Annotated in this window: 21 protein-coding genes; 15 read left to right on the forward strand and 6 right to left on the reverse strand. The window is 72.6% G+C overall.

The window, feature by feature from the left end; genetic code table 11:
* Nucleotides 1-5 precede the first annotated feature (5 nt).
* The 4 genes from HET64_RS07105 (at nt 6) to HET64_RS07120 (ending at nt 3,807) form a co-directional block, all read left to right on the forward strand.
* Complete coding sequence (locus tag HET64_RS07105; protein WP_050362362.1) at nt 6-998, forward strand: ABC transporter ATP-binding protein; 993 nt, start codon at nt 6-8, stop codon at nt 996-998.
* Nucleotides 995-2,185 carry an ABC transporter ATP-binding protein gene (locus HET64_RS07110; protein WP_215103193.1) on the forward strand — a complete coding sequence of 397 codons (1,191 nt, stop codon included), beginning with the start codon at nt 995-997 and terminating at the stop codon, nt 2,183-2,185. The genes HET64_RS07105 and HET64_RS07110 overlap by 4 nt, the downstream gene beginning before the upstream one ends.
* 18 nt (nt 2,186-2,203) lie before the next feature.
* Complete coding sequence (locus HET64_RS07115; protein WP_215103194.1) at nt 2,204-2,875, forward strand: trimeric intracellular cation channel family protein; 672 nt, start codon at nt 2,204-2,206, stop codon at nt 2,873-2,875.
* A gap of 62 nt (nt 2,876-2,937) precedes the next feature.
* Nucleotides 2,938-3,807: a thioesterase family protein gene (locus HET64_RS07120; RefSeq protein WP_215103195.1), complete on the forward strand. Its 870-nt coding sequence runs from the start codon at nt 2,938-2,940 to the stop codon at nt 3,805-3,807.
* A gap of 9 nt (nt 3,808-3,816) precedes the next feature.
* On the opposite strand, the gene HET64_RS07125 is transcribed toward HET64_RS07120, so the two are convergent.
* The 3 genes from HET64_RS07125 to HET64_RS07135 form a co-directional block, all read right to left on the reverse strand.
* Nucleotides 3,817-4,638 (reverse strand): MerR family transcriptional regulator, encoded by an 822-nt coding sequence (locus tag HET64_RS07125; protein ID WP_215103196.1) that lies wholly within the window; start codon nt 4,636-4,638, stop codon nt 3,817-3,819.
* Between the two features lie 38 nt (nt 4,639-4,676).
* Complete coding sequence (locus HET64_RS07130) at nt 4,677-5,561, reverse strand: DUF2268 domain-containing protein (protein ID WP_215103197.1); 885 nt, start codon at nt 5,559-5,561, stop codon at nt 4,677-4,679.
* Between the two features lie 71 nt (nt 5,562-5,632).
* Entirely contained in the window at nt 5,633-6,259 is a 627-nt protein-coding gene (locus tag HET64_RS07135) for a TetR family transcriptional regulator (RefSeq protein ID WP_215103198.1), read from the reverse strand.
* A 138-nt stretch (nt 6,260-6,397) separates the two neighbouring features.
* On the opposite strand from HET64_RS07135, the gene HET64_RS07140 reads away from it, so the two are divergent.
* The 3 genes from HET64_RS07140 to HET64_RS07150 all read left to right on the forward strand — a co-directional run bounded on the left by HET64_RS07140 (nt 6,398) and on the right by HET64_RS07150 (nt 8,398).
* Nucleotides 6,398-6,553: a hypothetical protein gene (locus HET64_RS07140; protein WP_215103199.1), complete on the forward strand. Its 156-nt coding sequence runs from the start codon at nt 6,398-6,400 to the stop codon at nt 6,551-6,553.
* 79 nt (nt 6,554-6,632) lie between these two features.
* The gene (locus HET64_RS07145; RefSeq protein WP_215103200.1) at nt 6,633-7,052 is read left to right on the forward strand and encodes a hypothetical protein; all 420 of its coding nucleotides are present in this window, start codon (nt 6,633-6,635) and stop codon (nt 7,050-7,052) included.
* 176 nt (nt 7,053-7,228) lie between these two features.
* A complete protein-coding gene (locus HET64_RS07150) occupies nt 7,229-8,398 on the forward strand; it encodes a cysteine desulfurase family protein (protein ID WP_215103201.1) in 1,170 nt (389 codons plus the stop codon).
* 10 nt (nt 8,399-8,408) lie between these two features.
* Here the strand turns inward: HET64_RS07150 and HET64_RS07155 are convergent, their stop codons facing one another.
* The gene (locus HET64_RS07155) at nt 8,409-9,158 is read right to left on the reverse strand and encodes an N-acetylmuramoyl-L-alanine amidase (protein WP_215103202.1); all 750 of its coding nucleotides are present in this window, start codon (nt 9,156-9,158) and stop codon (nt 8,409-8,411) included.
* 61 nt (nt 9,159-9,219) lie between these two features.
* Between HET64_RS07155 and mnmA the strand changes: the two genes are divergently transcribed.
* Nucleotides 9,220-10,356 carry a tRNA 2-thiouridine(34) synthase MnmA gene (mnmA, locus tag HET64_RS07160; protein WP_215103203.1) on the forward strand — a complete coding sequence of 379 codons (1,137 nt, stop codon included), beginning with the start codon at nt 9,220-9,222 and terminating at the stop codon, nt 10,354-10,356.
* Between the two features lie 63 nt (nt 10,357-10,419).
* On the opposite strand, the gene HET64_RS07165 is transcribed toward mnmA, so the two are convergent.
* A complete protein-coding gene (locus HET64_RS07165; protein WP_215103204.1) occupies nt 10,420-11,223 on the reverse strand; it encodes an alpha/beta fold hydrolase in 804 nt (267 codons plus the stop codon).
* 74 nt (nt 11,224-11,297) lie between these two features.
* Complete coding sequence (locus tag HET64_RS07170) at nt 11,298-11,633, reverse strand: DUF427 domain-containing protein (protein WP_215103205.1); 336 nt, start codon at nt 11,631-11,633, stop codon at nt 11,298-11,300.
* Between the two features lie 118 nt (nt 11,634-11,751).
* Here HET64_RS07170 and HET64_RS07175 point away from each other — a divergent pair, with 118 nt between their 5' ends.
* The 7 genes from HET64_RS07175 to gatA all read left to right on the forward strand — a co-directional run bounded on the left by HET64_RS07175 (nt 11,752) and on the right by gatA (nt 20,904).
* Nucleotides 11,752-12,291 (forward strand): TIGR00730 family Rossman fold protein, encoded by a 540-nt coding sequence (locus HET64_RS07175; protein ID WP_215103206.1) that lies wholly within the window; start codon nt 11,752-11,754, stop codon nt 12,289-12,291.
* Between the two features lie 86 nt (nt 12,292-12,377).
* Complete coding sequence (locus tag HET64_RS07180; RefSeq protein ID WP_215103207.1) at nt 12,378-13,067, forward strand: SDR family oxidoreductase; 690 nt, start codon at nt 12,378-12,380, stop codon at nt 13,065-13,067.
* 45 nt (nt 13,068-13,112) lie between these two features.
* Nucleotides 13,113-14,141, forward strand: coding sequence for a methionine synthase (locus HET64_RS07185; protein WP_215103208.1), 1,029 nt, complete (start codon nt 13,113-13,115; stop codon nt 14,139-14,141).
* Nucleotides 14,142-14,173: 32 nt separating this feature from the next.
* Complete coding sequence (gene ligA, locus HET64_RS07190) at nt 14,174-16,405, forward strand: NAD-dependent DNA ligase LigA (protein WP_215103209.1); 2,232 nt, start codon at nt 14,174-14,176, stop codon at nt 16,403-16,405.
* Between the two features lie 349 nt (nt 16,406-16,754).
* Nucleotides 16,755-18,926, forward strand: a complete 2,172-nt coding sequence (locus tag HET64_RS07195) for a bifunctional diguanylate cyclase/phosphodiesterase (RefSeq protein WP_215103210.1) — start codon at nt 16,755-16,757, stop codon at nt 18,924-18,926.
* Nucleotides 18,927-19,099: 173 nt separating this feature from the next.
* A complete protein-coding gene (gene gatC / locus HET64_RS07200; protein WP_003966094.1) occupies nt 19,100-19,396 on the forward strand; it encodes an Asp-tRNA(Asn)/Glu-tRNA(Gln) amidotransferase subunit GatC in 297 nt (98 codons plus the stop codon).
* 5 nt (nt 19,397-19,401) lie between these two features.
* The gene (gene gatA, locus HET64_RS07205; RefSeq protein ID WP_215103211.1) at nt 19,402-20,904 is read left to right on the forward strand and encodes an Asp-tRNA(Asn)/Glu-tRNA(Gln) amidotransferase subunit GatA; all 1,503 of its coding nucleotides are present in this window, start codon (nt 19,402-19,404) and stop codon (nt 20,902-20,904) included.

A 20,904-nucleotide genomic window follows, 5' to 3' on the forward strand; every position in this document is an offset into this window, starting at 1 on the left:
GTCCTATGTCACTGCTCTCCGTTGAGGAACTCAGCGTCACTTTCACCGCCCGCGGCCGCAAGGACGCCACGGCCGTGGACGGTGTCTCCTTCGAGGTCGACCAGGGCCAGGTCGTGGGCCTGGTCGGCGAGTCGGGCTGCGGCAAGTCCGTGACCTCGCTCGCCCTGATGGGGCTGCTGCCCCGCAAGGGCGTACGGGTCGGCGGCCGTGCCGAGTTCGACGGCCAGAACCTGCTGACCATGAACGAGCGCAAGCTCCGCGACCTCCGCGGCAGCCAGCTCGCCATGATCTTCCAGGACCCGCTCTCCTCGCTGAACCCGGTCGTCCCCATCGGGATCCAGGTCACCGAGATCCTCCAGCGCCACCGCGGGCTGAAGGGCGAGAAGGCCCGCAAGGAAGCCGCGTCCCTGCTCGACCGGGTCGGCATCCCCGACCCGGACCGGCGGCTCAAGGAGTACCCGCACCAGCTCTCCGGCGGTATGCGCCAGCGGGCGCTGATCGCCATGGCGGTCGCCTGCGCCCCCCGGCTCTTGATCGCCGACGAGCCGACGACCGCCCTGGACGTGACCATCCAGGCGCAGATCCTGGAGCTCCTGAAGGAACTGGTCGACCAGGAGGGCACCGCCCTGCTGATGATCACGCACGACCTCGGCGTCGTCGCCGGCCTCTGCGACGAGGTCAACGTCCTGTACGCGGGACGGGCGGTGGAATCGGCGGGCCGGCGCGAGCTGTTCGCGCACCCCACCCACCCGTACGCGCACGGGCTGCTCGGCTCCATCCCGCGGCTGGACGCGCCGCGCGGAGAGCCGTTGCACCCGATCCGCGGGTCCATCAACGACAAGATCGCCTGGGCCGACGGCTGCGCGTTCGCACCCCGGTGCGACCACTACACGATGGAGTGCCTCACCGGCACTCCCGAACTGACCGAACCACGCACGGCCGGACACCAGGTGCGCTGCGTCAACCCGGTCCTGCCCAAGGCGGAGGTCCCGGCATGAGCCTTCTCGAACTGGACGGCGTCAAAGTCCACTTCCCGGTCAAGAAGGGCCTCCTCTTCGACCGTACGGTGGGCCACGTCTACGCGGTCGACGGCGTCTCGCTGAGCGTCGAGGCCGGTCAGACGTACGGGCTGGTCGGTGAGTCGGGGTGCGGCAAGACGACGCTCGGCCGCGCGGTCCTGCGGCTGAACGACATCACCGAGGGCGGGGTCGTCTTCGACGGCACCGACCTGGCGAAGCTGCCCTCCGAGGAGATGCGGGCCTTCCGCCGCCGACTCCAGATGGTCTTCCAGGACCCGCTGGGCAGCCTCAACCCCCGGCAGAACATCGAGTCCATCCTCTCCGAGGGCATGGCCGCCCACGGCATCGGGAAGGACGCGGCGGAGCGCCGCAAGAAGATCGAGGACATCCTCGCCAAGGTCGGCCTGCCGTCCAACGCGATGTCCCGCTACCCGCACGAGTTCTCCGGCGGCCAGCGCCAGCGCATCGGCATCGCCCGCGCGCTGGTGCTGGAGCCGGACGTGATCATCTGCGACGAGCCGGTGTCCGCGCTGGACGTCTCGGTCCAGGCGCAGGTGATCAACCTGCTGGAGGAGCTCCAGGAGTCCCTCGGCCTGACCTACCTGGTCATCGCGCACGACCTCGCCGTGGTCCGGCACATCTCGGACGTCATCGGGGTGATGTACCTCGGCGGGCTCGTCGAGGAGGCCCCGAGCGACGCGCTGTACGCGGGGCCCCGGCACCCGTACACCAAGGCGCTGATGTCGGCGGTCCCGGTGCCCGACCCCGAGGTGGAGGACCGCCGCGAGCGGATCCTCCTCCACGGCGACCTGCCCTCCCCGGCGAACCCGCCGGCCGGCTGCCGGTTCCACACCCGCTGCCCGTGGGTGCAGGAGACCAAGTGCGCCACGGAGCGCCCGCCGCTGCTGGACACCGGCGACGGGCACAAGGTGGCCTGCCACTTCACGGCCGAGATCGAGGCCGGGACGGTGAAGCAGACCCTGGCCACCGGCATCGAGGCGGTCACCGGCACGGAGACGGTGGCGGCCGAAGCGGTGGAGACCGCGGAGGGCGAGGCCGAGGCTCCCGCGAAGGAGCCCGCGACCGTACCGGCCCAGGCCGACGCGGATCCCACGGAGAAGGCGGCCGACGCCACGGAACAGACGGAGGACAGCCCCAAGGCGTAGGACCGGCACAATTGCCCGGTGCTCACCGAACTGTTCACGCCCTCCGTCCAGCATGCGCTCGATCTCGTCGGGATCTTCGTCTTCGCGATCTCGGGCGCCCTGCTCGCCGTCCGCAAGAACTTCGATGTCTTCGGCATCGCGGTTCTCGCGGAGGTGACAGCGCTGGGCGGAGGGCTGTTCCGCGATGTGATGATCGGTGCGATCCCGCCCGCCGCCTTCACCGACCTCGGCTACTTCATCACCCCGCTGTTCGCCGCCGTCCTGGTCTTCTTCCTCCACCCGCACGTGGAGCGCATCCAGGCCGGCGTCAACGTCTTCGACGCGGCGGGGCTCGGCCTGTTCTGCGTGACCGGCACCGTCAAGGCGTACGAGTACGGCCTCGGGCTCACCGCGTCGGCGGCGCTGGGCCTGGCCACCGCGGTCGGCGGCGGTGTGCTGCGCGACGTGCTGGCCAACGAGGTCCCCTCCCTGCTGCGTTGGGACCGCGACCTGTACGCGGTGCCCGCGATCGCCGGCGCGACCATGGTCGCCCTGTGCATCCGCTTCGACACCCTCAACGCCCTGACGAGCGGGATGGCGGTGATCGCCGCGTTCGTCCTGCGGCTGCTGGCGCTGCGCTTCCACTGGCGGGCGCCCCGCGCGTACAACCGCTCCTCCGCCCGTGCCGAGAAGGGCTCGGCGGCCACGTAGCGCGGTGATCCGGCTCTCAAAAAGCTACCGCTCAGTAGTGAGGTCCATGTACCGTGCATGCCATGGCACAGGCAGCGACTGAGGCGGCGCAGACCGCACGGGCAACCATCGGCGACAGCGAGTTCGACCGGGACACCGCGGTCACCCTGCGCGAGGAGGGTGTCTACGACGCCGAGCTCTCCGCGGGCTGGACCATCATCCACGCCGTCAACGGCGGCTATCTGCTGGCCCTGCTCGGCCGGGCACTGGGCGAGGCCCTGCCGCACGCCGACCCGTTCTCCGTCTCGGCGCACTACCTCACCGCCTCCGTGCCCGGACCCGCCGTCGTCCGCACCCAGACCGTCCGCGCCGGCCGCACCCTCTCCACCGGCCAGGCCTCCCTCTTCCAGTACGCCGAGGACGGCAGCGAGATCGAGCGCATCCGGGTCCTGGCCACCTACGGCGACCTGGACGCGCTCCCCGACGACGTCCGCACGACGGCCCTGCCGCCCGCCATGCCCGACCGGGACCACTGCCTCGGCCCGAGCGACGGCGCGCCCAGGATTCCCGGCAGCTCCGCCATCACCGACCGCCTGGACATCAAGCTCGACCCGGCGACCGTCGGCTGGGCCGTCGGAGCCCCGTCCGGCAAGGGCGAGATGCGCGGCTGGTTCGGCCTGGCCGACGGCCGCGACCCGGACCCGCTGTCGCTGCTGCTCACCGTGGACGCCCTGCCGCCGACCTCGTTCGAGCTGGGCCTGGCCGGCTGGACCCCCACCGTCGAGCTGACCGCCCACATCCGCTGCCGCCCCGCCCCGGGCCCCCTGCGCGTCTCCATCACCACCCGCAACCTCGCGGGCGGCTTCCTGGAGGAGGACGCCGAGGTCTGGGACAGCGCCGACCGCCTCGTCGCCCAGTCCCGCCAGCTGGCCAAGGCCCCGCGCACGGCCTGAGAGCGCGCCTCACTCCCGGACAACGGACTCCGGATCGACGCCGTGGGCCCCGGCGTTCGCGGCGATCACCTCGCACAGCCAGCCGCCGAGTCCCGGCGCGATCGCGTCGTAGTGCGCGACGTAGCCGGGGTCGGTGACGTAGGTCCGGCCGATGCAGAGCTGCAGGGCGTACGTGCAGTCGAAGTACGTCGAGATCTGCGCGCGGTGCCGTTCCGCGAGGGCGTCCGCGACCTCCGACCCGGGAGCGACGCCCGTCCGGTACGCGGCGGCGAGGTCGGCGGTCAGGGCCTCGACGGACGCCGCCACGCCCTCCCAGTCCTCGCGGCTCATCCGGGCCGCCCGCTCCGCGTACTGCGCCCACTGCTCCGTGCCGCCCCAGCGCTCCTCGGCCTCCTCCGTCCGGGCGGGCTCCCAGTCGGCCCCGAAGATCTCCACCTGTTCCCCGGGCGTCAGCCGGATTCCCGGCTTCGACTCCAGCAGCATGCGGTCCACCGCCCCCACCATCCGCTCCAGCCGGGAGATCCGCTCCGCGAGCTGACCCCGCTGCCGCCGCAGATGCTCGCGCGCGTCGACCTCCGGGTCGTACAGGAGCCGCCCGATCGCGGCGAGCGGGATGCCGATCTCCCGGTAGACGAGGACCCGGTGGAGCCGGGCGACGTCGTCGTCCCCGTACACCCGGTACCCGGCCCTCGTGCGCCCGCCCGGCCGCACCAGGCCGATCGCGTCCCAGTGGTGCAGCGTCTTCACGCTGACCCCGACGAGCCCGGCCGTCCGGCCGACGGTCAGGCCGTCGGCCGGCGGTTCCTCGGGACCCCGGTCCTCGCTCCTCATCGGTCCAGTCTCCCGGAGGCGGAGGTCCCCGGGCCGGGTCACGCGGTGGTCGGCACGCCCGCGTGCCCGAGAACCTCGCGCGCGGGCAGGGCGACGCTCGCGGCGGCGGTCAGCCCGGAGGCCGCGAGGTGGGCGTCGGCGAAGCGCAGCCCGGCCGCGTACCCGGCGAAGTCCGGCAGCCCGACCGGCTCCTGCCCCAGCTGGATCGCGGTGCGGTCGCCGAACACGTACGGGGACAGATTCCCCATGCCCGCGACATCGATCCCGGCCGCCACCTTCGCACAGGCGTCGTCCAGCTCCGCGCCGGACAGCGAGGTCGCCCAGGGGCCCATGGCGTCCTCGCCCGCCAGCTCCCGTACGAAGGCCTCGGCCAGCCCCTCGGCCACCACCTGCTCGCCGACCGTGACCGCCGTCGGGTCCCAGTCCACGTTGGCGTAGCGGACGTTGTGGTGCAGCTCGTGGGCGGCGGCGTACTCGATCCTGGCCAGGCTGGTCGCGGTGGGCCACATCATCAGCAGGATCGCGCCCGGGATGCCGCCGAGGCCGAAGTAGCCCTGGTTGAGGCGCATCATCGGGTCGTCCGGGTCGCCGAGCACCAGAACCACGTGCACGGTGCCGGCGGTCCGCGCACCGGGCGCCGCCGCGCCCAGCCGTTCCCGCGCGGCGGCGAGGGAATCCTCGATCCGCTGCCACACCCGGGCCTGCCGCATCCGCTCCAGGGCCTCCGGAAGGCGCGGGTCGTCCCGGTCGAGCGGGAACCCGCTGCCCGCGCGGTGCGTCCCGACGAGGTCCCCGACCCCCACCCGGGACATCACCTCCTGCAGCGGGGCGAGCATCTCGCGCAGGGCGTCGGGCCGTTGGGCCACGGGGCGACGCAGGAGGTCGAGGTGGGCGGAGGCGGTGTCATGGACGACGATCTTCATACCCGGGGACCGTAGGGCCTCCTGCTACGGGAGGGTCAAGGGCGGTCTGTGCCGGTCGAGGCCCGGTGCGGTCACCCCTCGTCCAGCCAGTGCTCGCGGCCGATCGAGACCAGCCGCAGCCGACGCCGGGCCACCCGGACGACCTCCCGCTCACCCGCCGGACCCGCCTCCAGCAGGGCCGACGCGGTGATCACCATGTGGTCCACATAGAGGCCGCCCAGCATCAGCAGGTCCTCCGTACTCCACCCGGCCGACCCCGGCTCCTCGCGCAGCGCGAGCGCCACCTCCTGGGCGAACCGCAGCAGTTGGGCGGCGATCGCCACGCGCACCGGTTCCACGCCGCCGTGCTGCTCACGGGCGATGAACCGGAAGTGCGCCGGCTGCGCGCCGACATGACGCGCTATCACCTCCACGCTGCGGTCCAGCCGTTCCTCGCTGTCACCCGTCTCCGCGAGCACCGCGGCGATCAGCCCGTGCAGGCTGCCGAGGGTCTCCTCGACCAGGGCGACGCCGAGCGCGGCGGTGTCCTCGAAGTGCCGGTAGAAGGCCGTCGGGGTGACCCCGGCGGCCCGGGTGACCTCCCGCAGGCCCAGGCTGCTCAGGCTCTGGTGCTCCAGCAGCACGAGCGCCGCGTCCAGGAGGGACTGGCGTGTCCTGAGCTTCTGGGTCTGACGGACTCCGGCGGGGGTGTGACTCATGCCATTCAGTAAACAACCGTTCTCCGGGCCGAGGAAGGGTCTCGGGGTTTAGACTCAGCAGTCAGTGAACACTCGTACTCCGAACGGCTTCCCCACGGCCGCCGAACGGTACTCGTCGTCGCACAGAGAGGTTCCGCCGTGCTCGTCCTCGTCGCCGCGCTGCTTCTGCTGGGCATCGTCCTCGGGACGGTCGCCCATATCCCGCTGCCGCTCACCCTGGCCGCCGCGACCGTGATCGGCTGCTGGCTGCTGATCTTCGCCGTACGCGAGCGCGCTTCGCGCCGCCCCCGCTGACCCGACCGCCGCACCCAGAACCCGCACCCGCACCCGCCGAGCCTGCCGTGTCCCGGACCGATCCGAAGGAGCTCGCACCATGACCCTCACCGACTTCGCCCGCCGCGTGACCGATGCCGATGCCGAGGGCACGACCGATGCCGGCGCCGAGGCCGCTACCGGTGGCGATGTCGCTCCCGGTGCCGAGGTCGCTCCCGGTGGCGACGCCGCCGTCGCTTCCGCCCCCGTCGCGGGTACGGGCGCCGTCGCCCCCCGGGCCGTGGGCCGGGAGGCGGACGGTCTGGCCGTCGCCTCGTTCGTCCTCGGGCTCGTCGGGCTGCTGGTCTTCAACGTCCTGCTCGGGCCCACCGCGATCGTGATGGCGCTGCTGGCCCTGGCCCGCCGCACCCGCCGCCCGGGACGCGCCCGGCTGGGACTCGCCCTGGGCATCGCCGACCTCGCCGTGCTCGCCGTCCTGGTCACCGTCAACGGCACGGTCTCCTGGAGTTTCGGCGGCTGACGCACCGCCCCGGAGCGGCCCCGCGGGCCGCCCTCCCCGTACCGGATCGGGCTCCGGGCGGGGCTTCCGGCCGGCCTCCGGACCGGTCCACCGCACCTCGCGCGGGCGTGCGCGGGGGCCGGGCCGTGACGCGCCCGGCATGCGCCCCACCCCGGGCTCGTAGAATCGGCCCCACCATGGCTTACCTCGACCACGCCGCGACCACCCCGATGCTTCCCGAAGCGATCGAGGCGATGACCGCCCAGCTCTCCGCCACCGGCAACGCGTCCTCACTGCACGCCGCCGGACGCCGGGCCCGCCGTACCGTCGAGGAGTCCAGAGAAGCCCTCGCCGACGCCCTCGGCGCACGACCCAGCGAGGTGGTCCTCACCTCCGGAGGCACGGAGGCCGACAACCTCGCCGTGAAGGGCCTCTACTGGTCCCGGCGCGACGCCGACCCCCGCCGCACCCGGGTCCTCGCCGGCCCCGTCGAACACCACGCCGTCCTGGACGCCGTCGACTGGCTCGCCGAGCACGAGGGCGCGACCGTCGACTACCTCCCGGTCGACCGCTACGGCCGGGTCCACCCCGAAGACCTGCGCGAGGCGATCCTCCGCGACCCCGACGACGTCGCGATGATCACCGTGATGTGGGCCAACAACGAGATCGGCACCATCATGCCGGTCCGCGAACTGGCGGCGGTGGCAGCCGAGTTCTCCATCCCCATGCACGCCGACGCGGTCCAGGCCTTCGGTCAGCTGGAGGTCGACTTCGCCCGCTCAGGACTGGCCGCGATGACGGTCAGCGGGCACAAGATCGGTGGCCCGTTCGGCATCGGCGCGCTGCTGCTGGGCCGCGACCACACCCCCGTGCCCGTCCTGCACGGCGGCGGCCAGGAGCGGCACGTGCGCTCCGGCACCCTGGACGTCCCCGCCGTCGCCTCCTTCGCGGTCGCCGGACGGCTGGCGGCCGAACGGCGCGAACAGTTCGCCCGGCGCGTGGGCTCCCTGCGCGACGACCTCGTGGCCGCCGTGCGCCGGGCCGTGCCGGACGCCGTGCTCGGCGGCGACCCGGATCCGGCCGGACGCCTCCCGGCCAACGCCCACTTCAGCTTCCCGGGCTGCGAGGGCGACTCGCTCCTGCTGCTGCTGGACGCCCAGGGCATCGAATGCTCCACCGGTTCCGCCTGCACCGCCGGGATCGCCCAGCCCAGCCACGTCCTGCTCGCCACCGGCACCGATCCCGACCTGGCCCGGGGCACCCTGCGCTTCTCGCTCGGCCACACCTCGACCGAGGGCGACGTGAAGGCGCTGGCCGAGGCGATCGGCCCGGCGGTGGAGCGGGCGAGGACGGCCGGGCTCAGCTGAGGGAGCGCCGCTACGCCTTCGCCGACGGCGTGGGGGAAGGGCGGGGCGGCGCCGTCGCTGCCCGGCGCACCAGCTCCAGGTACCGGTCCCAGTCCCAGTGCGGGCCCGGGTCCGTGTGGTCGGTGCCCGGCACCTCCACGTGCCCGATGATGTGCTCGCGGTCGACGGGTATGCCGTGCCGCGCGCAGATCGACGCCGTGAGCCGCGCCGAGGACTCGTACATCGCCTTCGTGAGGTCCTTCGGCCGGTCCACGAACCCCTCGTGCTCGATGCCGACGCCGCGCTCGTTGTACGCGCGGTTGCCCGCCTGGTACGCCACGTCCAGCTCGCGGATCATCTGCACCACCCGCCCGTCCTGCCCCACGATGTAGTGCGTCGCGGCTTGGTGGGCGGGGTCCTGGAACACCTTCACCGCACTGGCGAAACTGCCCTGGGTGACATGGATGATCACGCGGTCGATGGTGAAGTCGTCCGGCCGGTCCGCCCGCCGCCAGTTCGCCTCCGACGCGGCCACCCAGGTCGCCCCCGCGTAGTCCAGCTCGCCCGGCTTCCGGGGCTTCTCGACCCCGGGCACCTGCCACCACAGGCGCTTGACCTTGTCGCGCGCGAGCACGGCGGCGGTACCGGCGGCCGCCACCGCACCGCCGCCGATCAGCAGCCCGCGCCGGCTGACCCCGTTCGCCGGCTTCTTCCGCGAAGACGAGCCCGAAGACTTTCCCGAAGGCTTTCGCGCACCCCGGGTGCTTCCGTTGTTCCCCATGTGATCGTCAACGCATATCCGCGAGCGTTCGGTTCCCGGCGACCCGTACCCTGGAGGAGCTATGACTCAGACTTCCCAGCGCCCCCTGCGTGTCCTCGCCGCGATGTCGGGCGGCGTGGACTCCGCCGTCGCCGCGGCCCGTGCCGCCGAGGCGGGCCACGACGTGACCGGTGTCCACCTCGCCCTGTCCGCGAATCCCCAGTCCTTCCGGACCGGGGCGCGCGGCTGTTGCACCATCGAGGACTCCCGGGACGCCCGCCGCGCGGCCGACGTCATCGGTATCCCGTTCTACGTCTGGGACCTGGCGGAACGCTTCCGCGAGGACGTCGTCGAGGACTTCGTCGCGGAGTACGAGGCCGGGCGCACCCCCAACCCCTGCCTGCGCTGCAACGAGAAGATCAAGTTCGCCGCGCTGCTCGACAAGGCCCTCGCCCTCGGCTTCGACGCCGTGTGCACCGGCCACTACGCCACCGTCGTGCTCACCGAGGACGGCAGCCGCGAGCTGCACCGCGCCTCCGACATGGCCAAGGACCAGAGCTATGTGCTCGGCGTCCTGGACGAGAAGCAGCTCGCCCACGCCATGTTCCCGCTCGGCGACACCCTCACCACCAAGGACGAGATCCGCGCCGAGGCCGAGCGCCGGGGCCTGGCCGTCGCCAAGAAGCCCGACAGCCACGACATCTGCTTCATCGCCGACGGCGACACCCAGGGCTTCCTGGCCGACCGCCTCGGCGGCCCGGCCGAGGGCGACATCCTCGACGAGTCCGGTACGAAGCTGGGCACCCACGAGGGCGCCTTCGGCTTCACCATCGGCCAGCGCAAGGGCCTGAAGATCGGCCACCCGGCCCCCGACGGCAAGCCGCGCTACGTCCTCGACATCTCCCCGGTGAACAACACCGTGACCGTCGGCCCCGTCGAGGCCCTCGACGTGACCTCGCTGACCGCCATCAAGCCCCGCTGGTGCGGAACGCCCCCGTCCGGCCCCGGTACGTACACCGCCCAGCTCCGCGCCCACGGCGGCGAGACCGAGGTCACCGCCGAGCTGGTGGACGGCTCCGAGCTGAACGTCACCTTCACCGAGCCGGTCCGGGGCGTGGCTCCCGGCCAGGCGGTCGTCCTGTACGACGGCACGCGCGTGGTCGGCTCGGCCACCATCGCCACGACATCCCGCCGCGAGCGGGTGGCGACGGGCGGCTGAGGCCGGGGCCCTCCGGCCGGACGGGCGGAGGGCCGATCCACGGCGGCCGGCGCGCGAGCAGGCCTATGACGCCTGCCGGTAGGCGTACGCGTCCTTCGCGAAGAACTCCGCCAGCACCGGTGCGAGCACCTGGGGCGCCACCTCGCGCATCTGGCCCGTCAGCGTGCGGTGCCGGCCGCGCGGCAGCGCCTCGGCCAGGGTCCGGGTCGCCGCGCGCGCAGGGGGGCTGCTGAAGCCGCCGCAGATCACCAGCGTCCGGGCCGTGACGGCCGCGAACCTCTCGACCGGGACCGCCCCGTCGCCCAGCAGGGCGTCGTCGTACGCCAGGGTGTGCGCCATCGCCTCCAGCTCCGCCCACAGCGGGGTGCGCCGCATCCGGGCGGTCGTCTCCTCCGCGACGCCCGTCGTCGACAGGAACAGCTCCACCGCCCCGCCCCGGTCCCAGGCCGCCAGCAGCCGGTGCAGCCGGGCCGTGCAGCGGGCCTTGAACAGCAGCCCCGACGCGCCCGGCGTGTAGGGCGGCTCGTACACGGCGAGCAGCTCCACCGGCAGCCCGGCGGCGACCGCCTCCAGGGCCAGTGCCCCGCCCGACGACATCCCGAAGACCGAGGCGCCCGCCCCCGCGGCCCCGACGACGGCGGCCAGATCCTCGGCCTCCCGCGCCACGGAGCAGCGCCCGGGGTCACCGCTGGCGCCCCGGCCCCGGCGGTCGTAGGTGAGCACCGTGAAGCGCGGAGCGAGCAGGGCGGCCAGCGGCGCGTCGGCCGCCGAGGCGCCCAGCGCCCCGCCGACCAGCACCAGCGGTGGGCCGTCACCCTGGCGTCGGTAGGCGATCGGCGTGCCGTCGGCGGAGAGAGTCCTGTCCATGGGAGTGCAGACCGGGGCGGTCGGGAAAACTCATCGTTCCGGCGGAGAGAACTTCACGGAGCCCGTGGCGAGGGTCAGTCGGCCACCGTCTCCGCCGCGTAGAAGCAGAAGTGGTCCTTGATCGCGGCTACTTCGGGCTTCGGGTCCGGGTAGGCCCAGACGAGATCGGCGGCCCCGGGGCGGGACCAGTAGGAGGCGTCCCCCTTGAACGGACAGTGGGTGGAGGTGTCCGACGGGGAGAGCAGGTCGGTGCGGACGTCCCCGGGCGGCAGGTAGTAGCGGACCGGGCACCCGGTCTCGCGGAGCACGAGCGGGCGGCGGCTCTCGGCCAGCACCTGTCCGTCGTGCACCACCCGGACGTGCTCGGTGCCCGGCTCGACGGTGATGCGGTGTCCTCGTGTGGCAGTCATGTCGGTTCCAGCGGCGTACGCGCCCGTAATCTTCCCGCCGCGACCGCTGTGGCCGGAATTCTCCCCGGAACGAGGGAGTGATCGGGGGAGTGTCCGAGGCGGGTCGTACGGTTGGGCCATGAACATCTGCGTCTTCCTCTCCGCCGCCGACCTCGACGACCGCTACACCGTGCCCGCCCGGGAGTTCGCCGAGCTGCTCGGCAGGGGCGGGCACACCCTCGTCTGGGGCGGATCGGAGAGCGGCCTGATGAAGGTCGTCGCGGACGGCGTGCAGGCGGCGGGCGGGCGGCTCGTGGGCGTGTCGGTCGACTTCCTCGCCGCGAAGGCCCGCACGAACGCCGACGAGATGGTGATCGCCCGTGATCTCGCGGAGCGCAAGGCTCTCCTCCTGGAGAAGGCCGACGCCGTCGTGATCATGGTCGGCGGGACCGGGACGCTCGACGAGGCCACCGAGATCCTGGAGCTGAAGAAGCACGGCAAGCACACCAAGCCGGTCGTCCTGCTGAACACCGCGGGCTTCTACGACGGGCTGCGCCAGCAGTTCCAGCGCATGGAGGACGAGGGCTTCCTGCCGATCCCCCTGACCGACCTGGTCTTCTTCGCCAAGGACGGCGTCGGCGCGCTCGCCTACCTGGAGGAGTCCGCCGGTCACCAGTGAGGAGCACCGGTCAGCAGCACCGGTCATGAGCACCGGTGACGAGTCCGCCGGTCACCGGCAGGGGGGAGCGGTCTTAGGATCGCCCCATGTCTACCCACCTCATCACCGGCGCCGGATCCGGCATCGGGGCCGCTGTCGCCCGCCGTCTCCAGGAGCGCGGCGACGACGTCGTCCTCCTCGCCCGCGACGCCGGCCGCGCCAAGGAGTTCGCCGACCGCTACCCGGGCGCGCGCACCCTCGTCGGCGACCTCGGCAACCCCGACCGGCTGTCCTGGGCGTTCGGCCAGCAGTCCATGCCCGAGCGGATCGACACCCTGCTGCACATCGCGGGCGTCGTCGAGCTCGGCGAAGTCGGCGAGCTCACCCCCAAGGCCTGGCACTTCCAGCTCAACGCCAACCTGATCGCCCCCGCCGAGATCACCCGCCTCCTGCTCCCGCAGCTCCGCCTCTCCCGGGGCCAGGTCCTCTTCGTGAACTCCGGGGCAGGGCTCGCCGCCCACGCCGGGTGGAGCGCGTACGCCGCGAGCAAGCACGGCCTCAAGGCGCTCGCCGACTCCCTGCGCCACGAGGAGCACGGCAACGGGGTGCGCGTCACCACCGTCTACCCGGGCCGCACCGCCAGCCCCATGCAGGCCAAGGTGCACCAGCAGGAGGGCAAGGAGTACGACGCGGCCCGCTGGATCGACCCCGAGTCGGTGGCCACCACGATCCTGATGGCGATCGACCTGCCGCGCGACGCCGAGGTCAACGACCTCACCGTCCGCCCCGGCCGCTGACCTCCCGAGGAGAAGGTTTCCCGCCCCGGACCGTAGGCTTCCCGCGTGAGCGAGAAGAGCAAGTTCAGCGGGTGTCCGGCGACCGGCATCGGGTCGATGCCCGGGGGAGACGCGAGGGAGGCGGCGAAGACCGTTACCGGCTCCTTCGCCGACGGCCGGGGCATGCCGTACCTGGCGGAACTGCCCGCGCGCGGGCCGGGCGCCGACATGATCGGCCGGACCATCGGCATGCTCGTCGAGATGTACGGACACGTCGAGCCGAGCGGCTGGCGGATCAGCGACCGGCCCGGCCGCGACACCCGCCGCGCCCGCTCCTGGCTGGGGGAGGACCTGGACGCCCTGGAGGAGTTCACCCAGGGGTACGAGGGTCTGCTCAAGGTCCAGGCCGTCGGCCCCTGGACCCTGGCCGGAGCACTGGAACTGCGCGGCGGCGAAGCCATGCTGGCCGACCCCGGCGCCTGCCGCGACCTGGCCGGATCCCTGGCCGAGGGACTCCGCGCCCACCTCGCGGAGGTCCGCCGCCGGATGCCCGGGGCGAAGGTCGTCCTCCAGCTCGACGAACCCTCCCTGACCGCCGTCCTGCTGGGCCGGGTCCGCTCCGCGAGCGGCTACCGCACCTACCGGGCCGTCGACCGCCAGGCCGTCGAGGGGACCCTGCGCGACGTCCTCGCCGCGGCGGGCGAGGACGGCACGACGCTCGTCCACTCCTGCGCCCCCGAGGTGCCGTTCGCGCTGCTGCGCCGGGCCGGGGCCGGCGGCATCTCGTTCGACTTCTCGCTGCTCACCGAGCGTGAGGAGGAGGCGATCGGGGAAGCCGTCGAGGGCGGCACCCAGCTCTTCCTCGGCGTCGTGCCCTCCACCGACGCCGCTTCGGACGGATTGTCGGACCCGGGCGGTAGCGTCATGGGAGTCAGGACGTTGTGGAGCAGGCTGGGGCTGAATCCGGGGACTCTCGCCGAGTCCGTCACGATCACCCCGTCGTGCGGTCTCGCGGGCGCGTCGCCCGCTCACGCCCGCACCGCGCTCGCCCACAGCGCCCGGGCGGCGAGGTCGCTCGCGGACAACCCTGAGTGACGGGGACGACGGGTACACAGGAGGACGGGACGATGGCGGGCGAAGAGCGGGTGGAGCAGGAGAGCTCGGTTCCGGCGGACGTGCGGGAGAAGCACGCGCTGCTGGCCGAGCAGATCGAGGAGCACCGCTTCCGCTACTACGTGAAGGACCAGCCGGTCGTCAGCGACGGCGAGTTCGACCGGCAGCTGCGCTCCCTGGAGGCCCTGGAGGAGGAGCACCCGTCGCTGCGCACCCCGGACTCCCCGACCCAGAAGGTCGCCGGGCCCTACCGCACGGAGTTCACCTCCGTGGTCCACCGCGAACGCATGCTCTCCCTGGACAACGCCTTCGACGACGAGGAGCTGGCCGCCTGGGCGGACCGGGTCGCCAAGGACGTCGGCACCCCCGGCCACCACTTCCTGTGCGAGCTCAAGGTCGACGGCCTCGCCGTCAACCTCACCTACGAACAGGGCCGGCTGACCCGGGCGGCGACCCGCGGCGACGGCCGGACCGGCGAGGACATCACCCCCAACGTCCGGACGATCGCCGAGATCCCGCACCGCCTCCGGGGCGAGAACATCCCCGCGCTCGTCGAGATCCGCGGCGAGGTCTTCTTCCCCATGGAGGACTTCGAGGAGCTGAACGCCCGGCTGGTCGCCGCCGACGACAAGCCCTTCGCCAACCCGCGCAACGCGGCGGCCGGGTCGCTGCGCCAGAAGGACCCCAAGGTCACCGCCACCCGCCCGCTGCACATGGTGGTGCACGGCATCGGCGCCCACGAGGGCCTGAGCATCGACCGCCTCTCCGCGGCCTATGAACTGCTCCACGCCTGGGGCCTGCCCACCGCCCAGCACAACAAGGTCGTCGACTCCCTCGCCGGCGTACGGGAGTTCATCGCGTACTACGGCGAGAACCGGCACTCCGTGGAGCACGAGATCGACGGTGTCGTCGTCAAGCTCGACGAGATCCCGCTCCAGGGCCGGCTGGGCTCCACCTCGCGCGCCCCCCGCTGGGCCATCGCCTGGAAGTACGCCCCCGAAGAGGTCAACACCAAACTGGTCAACATCCGCGTCGGCGTCGGACGCACCGGCCGCGTCACCCCGTACGCCCAGGTCGAACCGGTCGAAGTGGCCGGTTCCGAGGTCGAGTTCGCCACCCTGCACAACCAGAACGTGGTCAAGGCCAAGGGCGTCCTCATCGGCGACACCGTGGTCATCCGCAAGGCGGGCGAGGTCATCCCCGAGATCCTCGGCCCCGTCGTCGACCTGCGCGACGGCACCGAGAAGGCCTTCGAGATGCCGGCCCACTGCCCCGAGTGCGGGACGGAGCTGCGCCCGATGAAGGAGGCCGACATCGACCTCCGCTGCCCCAACGCCCGTACCTGCCCAGCCCAGTTGCGCGAACGCGTCTTCTACCTCGCCGGACGCAAGAGCCTGGACATCGACCACTTCGGCTATGTGGCCGCCGCCGCCCTGACCCGGCCCCTGGAGCCCGCCGAGCCCGTCCTGCGCGACGAGAGCGATCTGTTCTCCCTCACCGTCGACCAACTGCTGCCGATCCGGGCGTACGTCCTGGACCAGGACAGCGGGCTGCCCAAGCGCGACCCGAAGACCGGCGAGGAGAAGATCGCGACGGTCTTCGCCAACCAGCAGGGCGAGCCGAAGAAGAACGCGGTGGCCATGCTGGAGGGCATCGCCGCAGCCAGGGAAGCCCCGCTCGCCCGGATCCTCACCGGACTCTCCATCCGGCACGTGGGGCCGGTCGCCGCCCAGGAGCTGGCCCGTCAGTTCCGTTCCATCGACCGGATCGACGAGGCGAGCGAGGAGGAGCTGGCCGCCGCCGACGGCGTCGGGCCGACCATCGCGGCCTCGGTCAAGCAGTGGTTCGCCGAGGACTGGCACCGCGAGATCGTGCGCAAGTGGCGCGAGGCCGGAGTGCGCATGGCGGACGAGGGCTCCGACGAGGACGAGGGCCCCCGCCCCCTCGAAGGACTCACCGTCGTCGTCACGGGCACCCTCGCGGGCCACACCCGCGACGGTGCGAAGGAGGCGCTCCAGGCGCTGGGTGCGAAGGTCGCCGGATCGGTGTCGAAGAAGACCGCGTTCGTCGTCGTCGGCGACAACCCCGGCTCCAAGTACGACAAGGCGATGCAGGTGAAGGTGCCCGTGCTGGACGAGGACGGATTCGCGATCCTGCTCGAACAGGGACCCGAACGTGCGAAGGAGGCGGCCCTGCCCGCCCCGGAAACCACACCCGGCACCGGCCCGGAGGACAGCGGGGAGTAACCACCCGCCGGACCCGCGTTCGCCCACCGTTCTCCGGATCGAGACGCCTTCGAGACGCTGCCCCGGCGTGGCGCGGCACGTACGGGGAAGGAAACGGGGCAGAGGGGTGAAGAAGGGGCCGCCGTTCCCCGAATGGCCCTGCCGCGCCACCCGTTCGGGTCAATAGCAGATGGTGACGGGTGGTCGGTTCGCATTCGGGCAAGAGCTGTAGAGCGCTGCCCCTGGAAGCCTTTCGCGGCCTACTGTTGAGAGGTGCGCCCGCCGTGCACGGCTGCTCGACCGGGCCGTGGTGCCACGGGAGCGGGCGCCACCGAGGGACATCGGCACCGCCGGCTGTGAGAGGGACGGAATGAAACCGACCGAGAGCGCCGCCCCGGTGTCGCGGCTGCAGGGTTTCGTGGGCCTCACGCCCCCCGTGGGCGCCGCCGTCGTGGGGATCGCCGCGGTGGTGCTGGCGGTCGGGTCCTACCGGACCGTCGAACAGGGGCACGCGCTCTTCCCGGACGGTGCGGTGGGCTGGTCCCTCGCCGTGCTCACCGGGATCATCGTCGGCCATCTGGTGGCGCTCGGCCGCGACCGTTGGTGGGGCGGCACCGGCTCCGGGGCGGCCCTCACCCTCGCCGTGCTGCTGCTGTTCGGCTGGCTCCCGGCCGTGCTGGTCAGCCTCGCCGTCGTGGTGCTCGTCGGGACCGCCCGCAGACACCGCTGGTGGCAGGGGCTCCTGCACGGCGGGGTGGACATGCTGGGCATCGGCGCGGCGGCCCTCGTGCTGGCCGCCTTCGGCGAGGTGCCCACCGTCGAGGAACCCTGGCAGCCACTCGACTGGGGCATCGCGGCCGTCCCGGAACTGCTCCTGACGGCCTCGACGTATCTGCTCGTCACCCGGGTCCTGCTGTGGTACGCCCAGGCCCCGCACAACGGCGGGCTGCCCACCATCGCCCGTACCGCGATGCTGCGGCAGGGACTCGTCGCCGTCGCGCTCCTCGGGCTCGCCCCGCTGATCTGCGCCGTCGCGATGTCCATGCCCGTCCTGCTGCCGCTCTTCGCGGTGCCGCTGATCGCCCTCGACTCCACGCTCTGGATCGCCCGCGCCCGCGCCGAGGAGCAGCTGCGCGACCCGCTGACCGGGCTGCCCAACCGTCAGTGGCTGCTGGAGCGGACCTGGTCGGCGCTGGAGGACGCGGAGTCCATCGGCACCCGCTCCGCCCTGGTCCTCATCGACCTGGACCGCTTCCGCGCGGTCAACGACACCCTGGGCCACCTGGCCGGCGACCGGCTCCTGCTGCAGATAGCGGAGCGCCTGCGGCTCGCTCTGCCACGCGGCGCGGAGGCCGCCCGGCTCGGCGGCGACGAGTTCGCCGTGCTGCTGCCGCACACCGACTCGACCACCAGCGCCCAGCAGGTCGCCCGCCACCTGGTCGCCGAGCTGTCCTCCCCGCTCGACCTCGACGGGCTGACCCTCGTCCTGGAGGCCAGCGCCGGGGTCGCCGTCTACCCCGACCACGCCCTGGACGCCGAGGGCCTGCTGCGGCGGGCGGACGTCGCGATGTACCAGGCCAAGCGGGACCGCACCGCCGTGGAGGTCTACGAGTCCAAGCGGGACAGCAACACCCCCGACCGGCTGGGGCTCCTCGGCGATCTGCGCCGGGCGCTGGACGCGAGCGAGGTCGAGCTGCACTACCAGCCCAAGGTCCGCTTCGACGGGCAGGTCGCTGGCCTGGAGGCGCTGGTGCGCTGGGTGCACCCGGAGCGCGGCCGGGTCCCCCCGGACGAGTTCATCGCGATCGCCGAGTCCTCCGGTCTGATGCCGCACCTCACGGAGTACGTCCTGGAGACGGCGCTCGCCCAGGTCGCCCGCTGGCGGGCGCAGGGCCTGTTCGTGCCCGTGGCGGTCAACGTCTCCCCGCGCGACGTCCACACCCCCGGCTTCGCGGGGAGCGTGGCGGCCCGGCTCGCCCGTCACGGCGTGCCCGCGGGAGCGCTCCAACTGGAGATCACCGAGCATGTGCTGCTGGAGGACCCGCAGCGCGCCGCCGACACCCTGGCCGGGCTCACCGCGCACGGCGTGAAGATGTCCCTCGACGACTTCGGCACCGGCTACTCCTCCCTGGTCCACCTGCGCAGACTGCCGGTCAGCGAGCTGAAGATCGACCGGTCGTTCGTGGCCCGGCTGGCGGTCGACCACGAGGACGCGGAGATCGTCCGCTGCACCATCGACCTGGCCCACTCACTCGGCCTGGTCGTCGTCGCCGAGGGCGTCGAGGACGACGAGACGTGGGAGCGGTTGCGGGACCTCCGGTGCGACGCGGTGCAGGGCTGGCTGGTGGCGGCCGCGATGCCGCCGCAGGAGACGACGGCCTGGCTGCGGGCGCGTGGCGAGCACGGCTGGCGCAGGCCCGCCGAGCTGAAGGCCCAGGCGGCGGCCGCCGCCACCGGGTCGGCCACCGGCTCGATGAACGCGTCGCTGAACGGCGCGGTGAACGGCGCGGTGAACGGCACCGCGGAGACCGAGAGCTCATGAGGGGTGCCCCGCGGAACGCCCCCTCCGAGCCCCGGGCCGCCGGCCCCGGGGCTCGCCGCTTCCCGGGCCGCGCCGCCCGGAGAGGGGTACCCCGATCGGGGTGGGGTACCCGGCCCCGGGTGACCCCATAGGATTGGGGCACAAACCACACACCAACCCCTGAGGATCGCTGCATGCCTGGCATCACGCGCGAGGAGGTCGCCCACCTCGCCCGGCTGGCGCGTCTGGAGCTGAAGGGCGAAGAGCTCGATCACTTCGCCGGTCAGCTCGACGACATCATCGGCGCGGTCGCCCGCGTCTCCGAGGTCGCCGACCAAGACGTACCGCCGACCTCCCACCCGCTGCCGCTGACCAACGTCATGCGCGCGGACGAGGTCCGTCCGTCGCTCACCCCCGCGCAGGCGCTCTCCGGCGCCCCGGCCCAGGAGCAGCAGCGTTTCAAGGTGCCGCAGATCCTGGGGGAGGACTAACCGCCATGACGGACATCAGCACCATCATCAAGCTCACCGCGGCCGAGATCGCCGGAAAGATCGCCTCCGGCGAGCTGACCGCCGTCGAGGTCACCGAGGCCCACCTGGCCCGGATCGACGCGGTCGACGAGAAGGTCCACGCCTTCCTGCACATCGACCGCGAGGGCGCCCTCGCCCAGGCCCGTGCCGTGGACGCGAAGCGGGAGGCGGGCGAGAAGCTCGGCCCGCTGGCCGGCGTACCGCTCGCGCTGAAGGACATCTTCACCACCAAGGACATGCCGACCACCGTCGGTTCCAAGATCCTTGAGGGCTGGGTCCCGCCGTACGACGCCACGCTCACGCAGAAGCTGCGCGCCGCCGACGTCGTCATCCTCGGCAAGACCAACATGGACGAGTTCGCCATGGGGTCCTCCACCGAGAACAGCGCCTACGGCCCCACCGGCAACCCCTGGGACCTCACCCGCATCCCCGGCGGCTCCGGCGGCGGCTCCTCCGCCGCCCTCGCCTCCTACGAGGCCCCGCTCGCCATCGGCACGGACACCGGCGGCTCGATCCGCCAGCCCGCGGCCGTCACCGGCACGGTCGGCGTCAAGCCCACCTACGGCGGCGTCTCCCGCTACGGCATGGTCGCCTTCTCGTCCTCCCTCGACCAGGGCGGGCCCTGCGCCCGTACGGTCCTGGACGCGGCGCTGCTCCACGAGGCCATCGCCGGGCACGACCCGCTGGACTCGACGTCCATCGACGCCCCGGTCCCGCCGGTCGTCGAGGCCGCCCGCAACGGCTCCGTACAGGGCATGCGCGTCGGCGTCGTCAAGCAGTTCCGCGGCGAGGGCTACCAGGCCGGCGTGCTCCAGCGGTTCGACGAGTCGGTCGAGCTGCTGAAGTCGCTGGGCGCGGACGTCGTCGAGCTGGACTGCCCGTCCTTCGACCTGGCGCTCTCCGCGTACTACCTGATCGCCCCGTCCGAGTGCTCCTCCAACCTGGCCCGCTTCGACGCCATGCGCTACGGCCTGCGGGTCGGCGACGACGGCACGAAGTCGGCCGAGGAGGTCACCGCGCTCACCCGCGAGGCGGGCTTCGGCGACGAGGTCAAGCGCCGCATCATCCTGGGGACGTACGCGCTCAGCTCCGGCTACTACGACGCGTACTACGGCTCCGCCCAGAAGGTCCGCACCCTCATCACCCAGGACTTCGAGAAGGCCTTCGAGCAGGTCGACGTGATCATCTCCCCGACGACGCCGACCACTGCCTTCCCGATCGGCGAGCGCGCCGACGACCCGATGGCCATGTACCTCGCGGACCTGTGCACCATCCCCACCAACCTGGCCGGCAACTCCGCCATGTCGCTGCCCTGCGGCCTGGCCCCGGAGGACGGTCTGCCGGTCGGACTGCAGATCGTCGCCCCCGCCATGAAGGACGACCGGCTCTACAAGGTCGGAGCCGCCGTCGAGGCCGCGTTCGTGGAAAAGTGGGGGCACCCGCTGCTTGAGGAGGCTCCGTCGCTGTGA

It is taken from the genome of Streptomyces sp. McG3 (genome assembly GCF_018619185.1).
Taxonomy (GTDB): Bacteria; Actinomycetota; Actinomycetes; order Streptomycetales; family Streptomycetaceae; genus Streptomyces.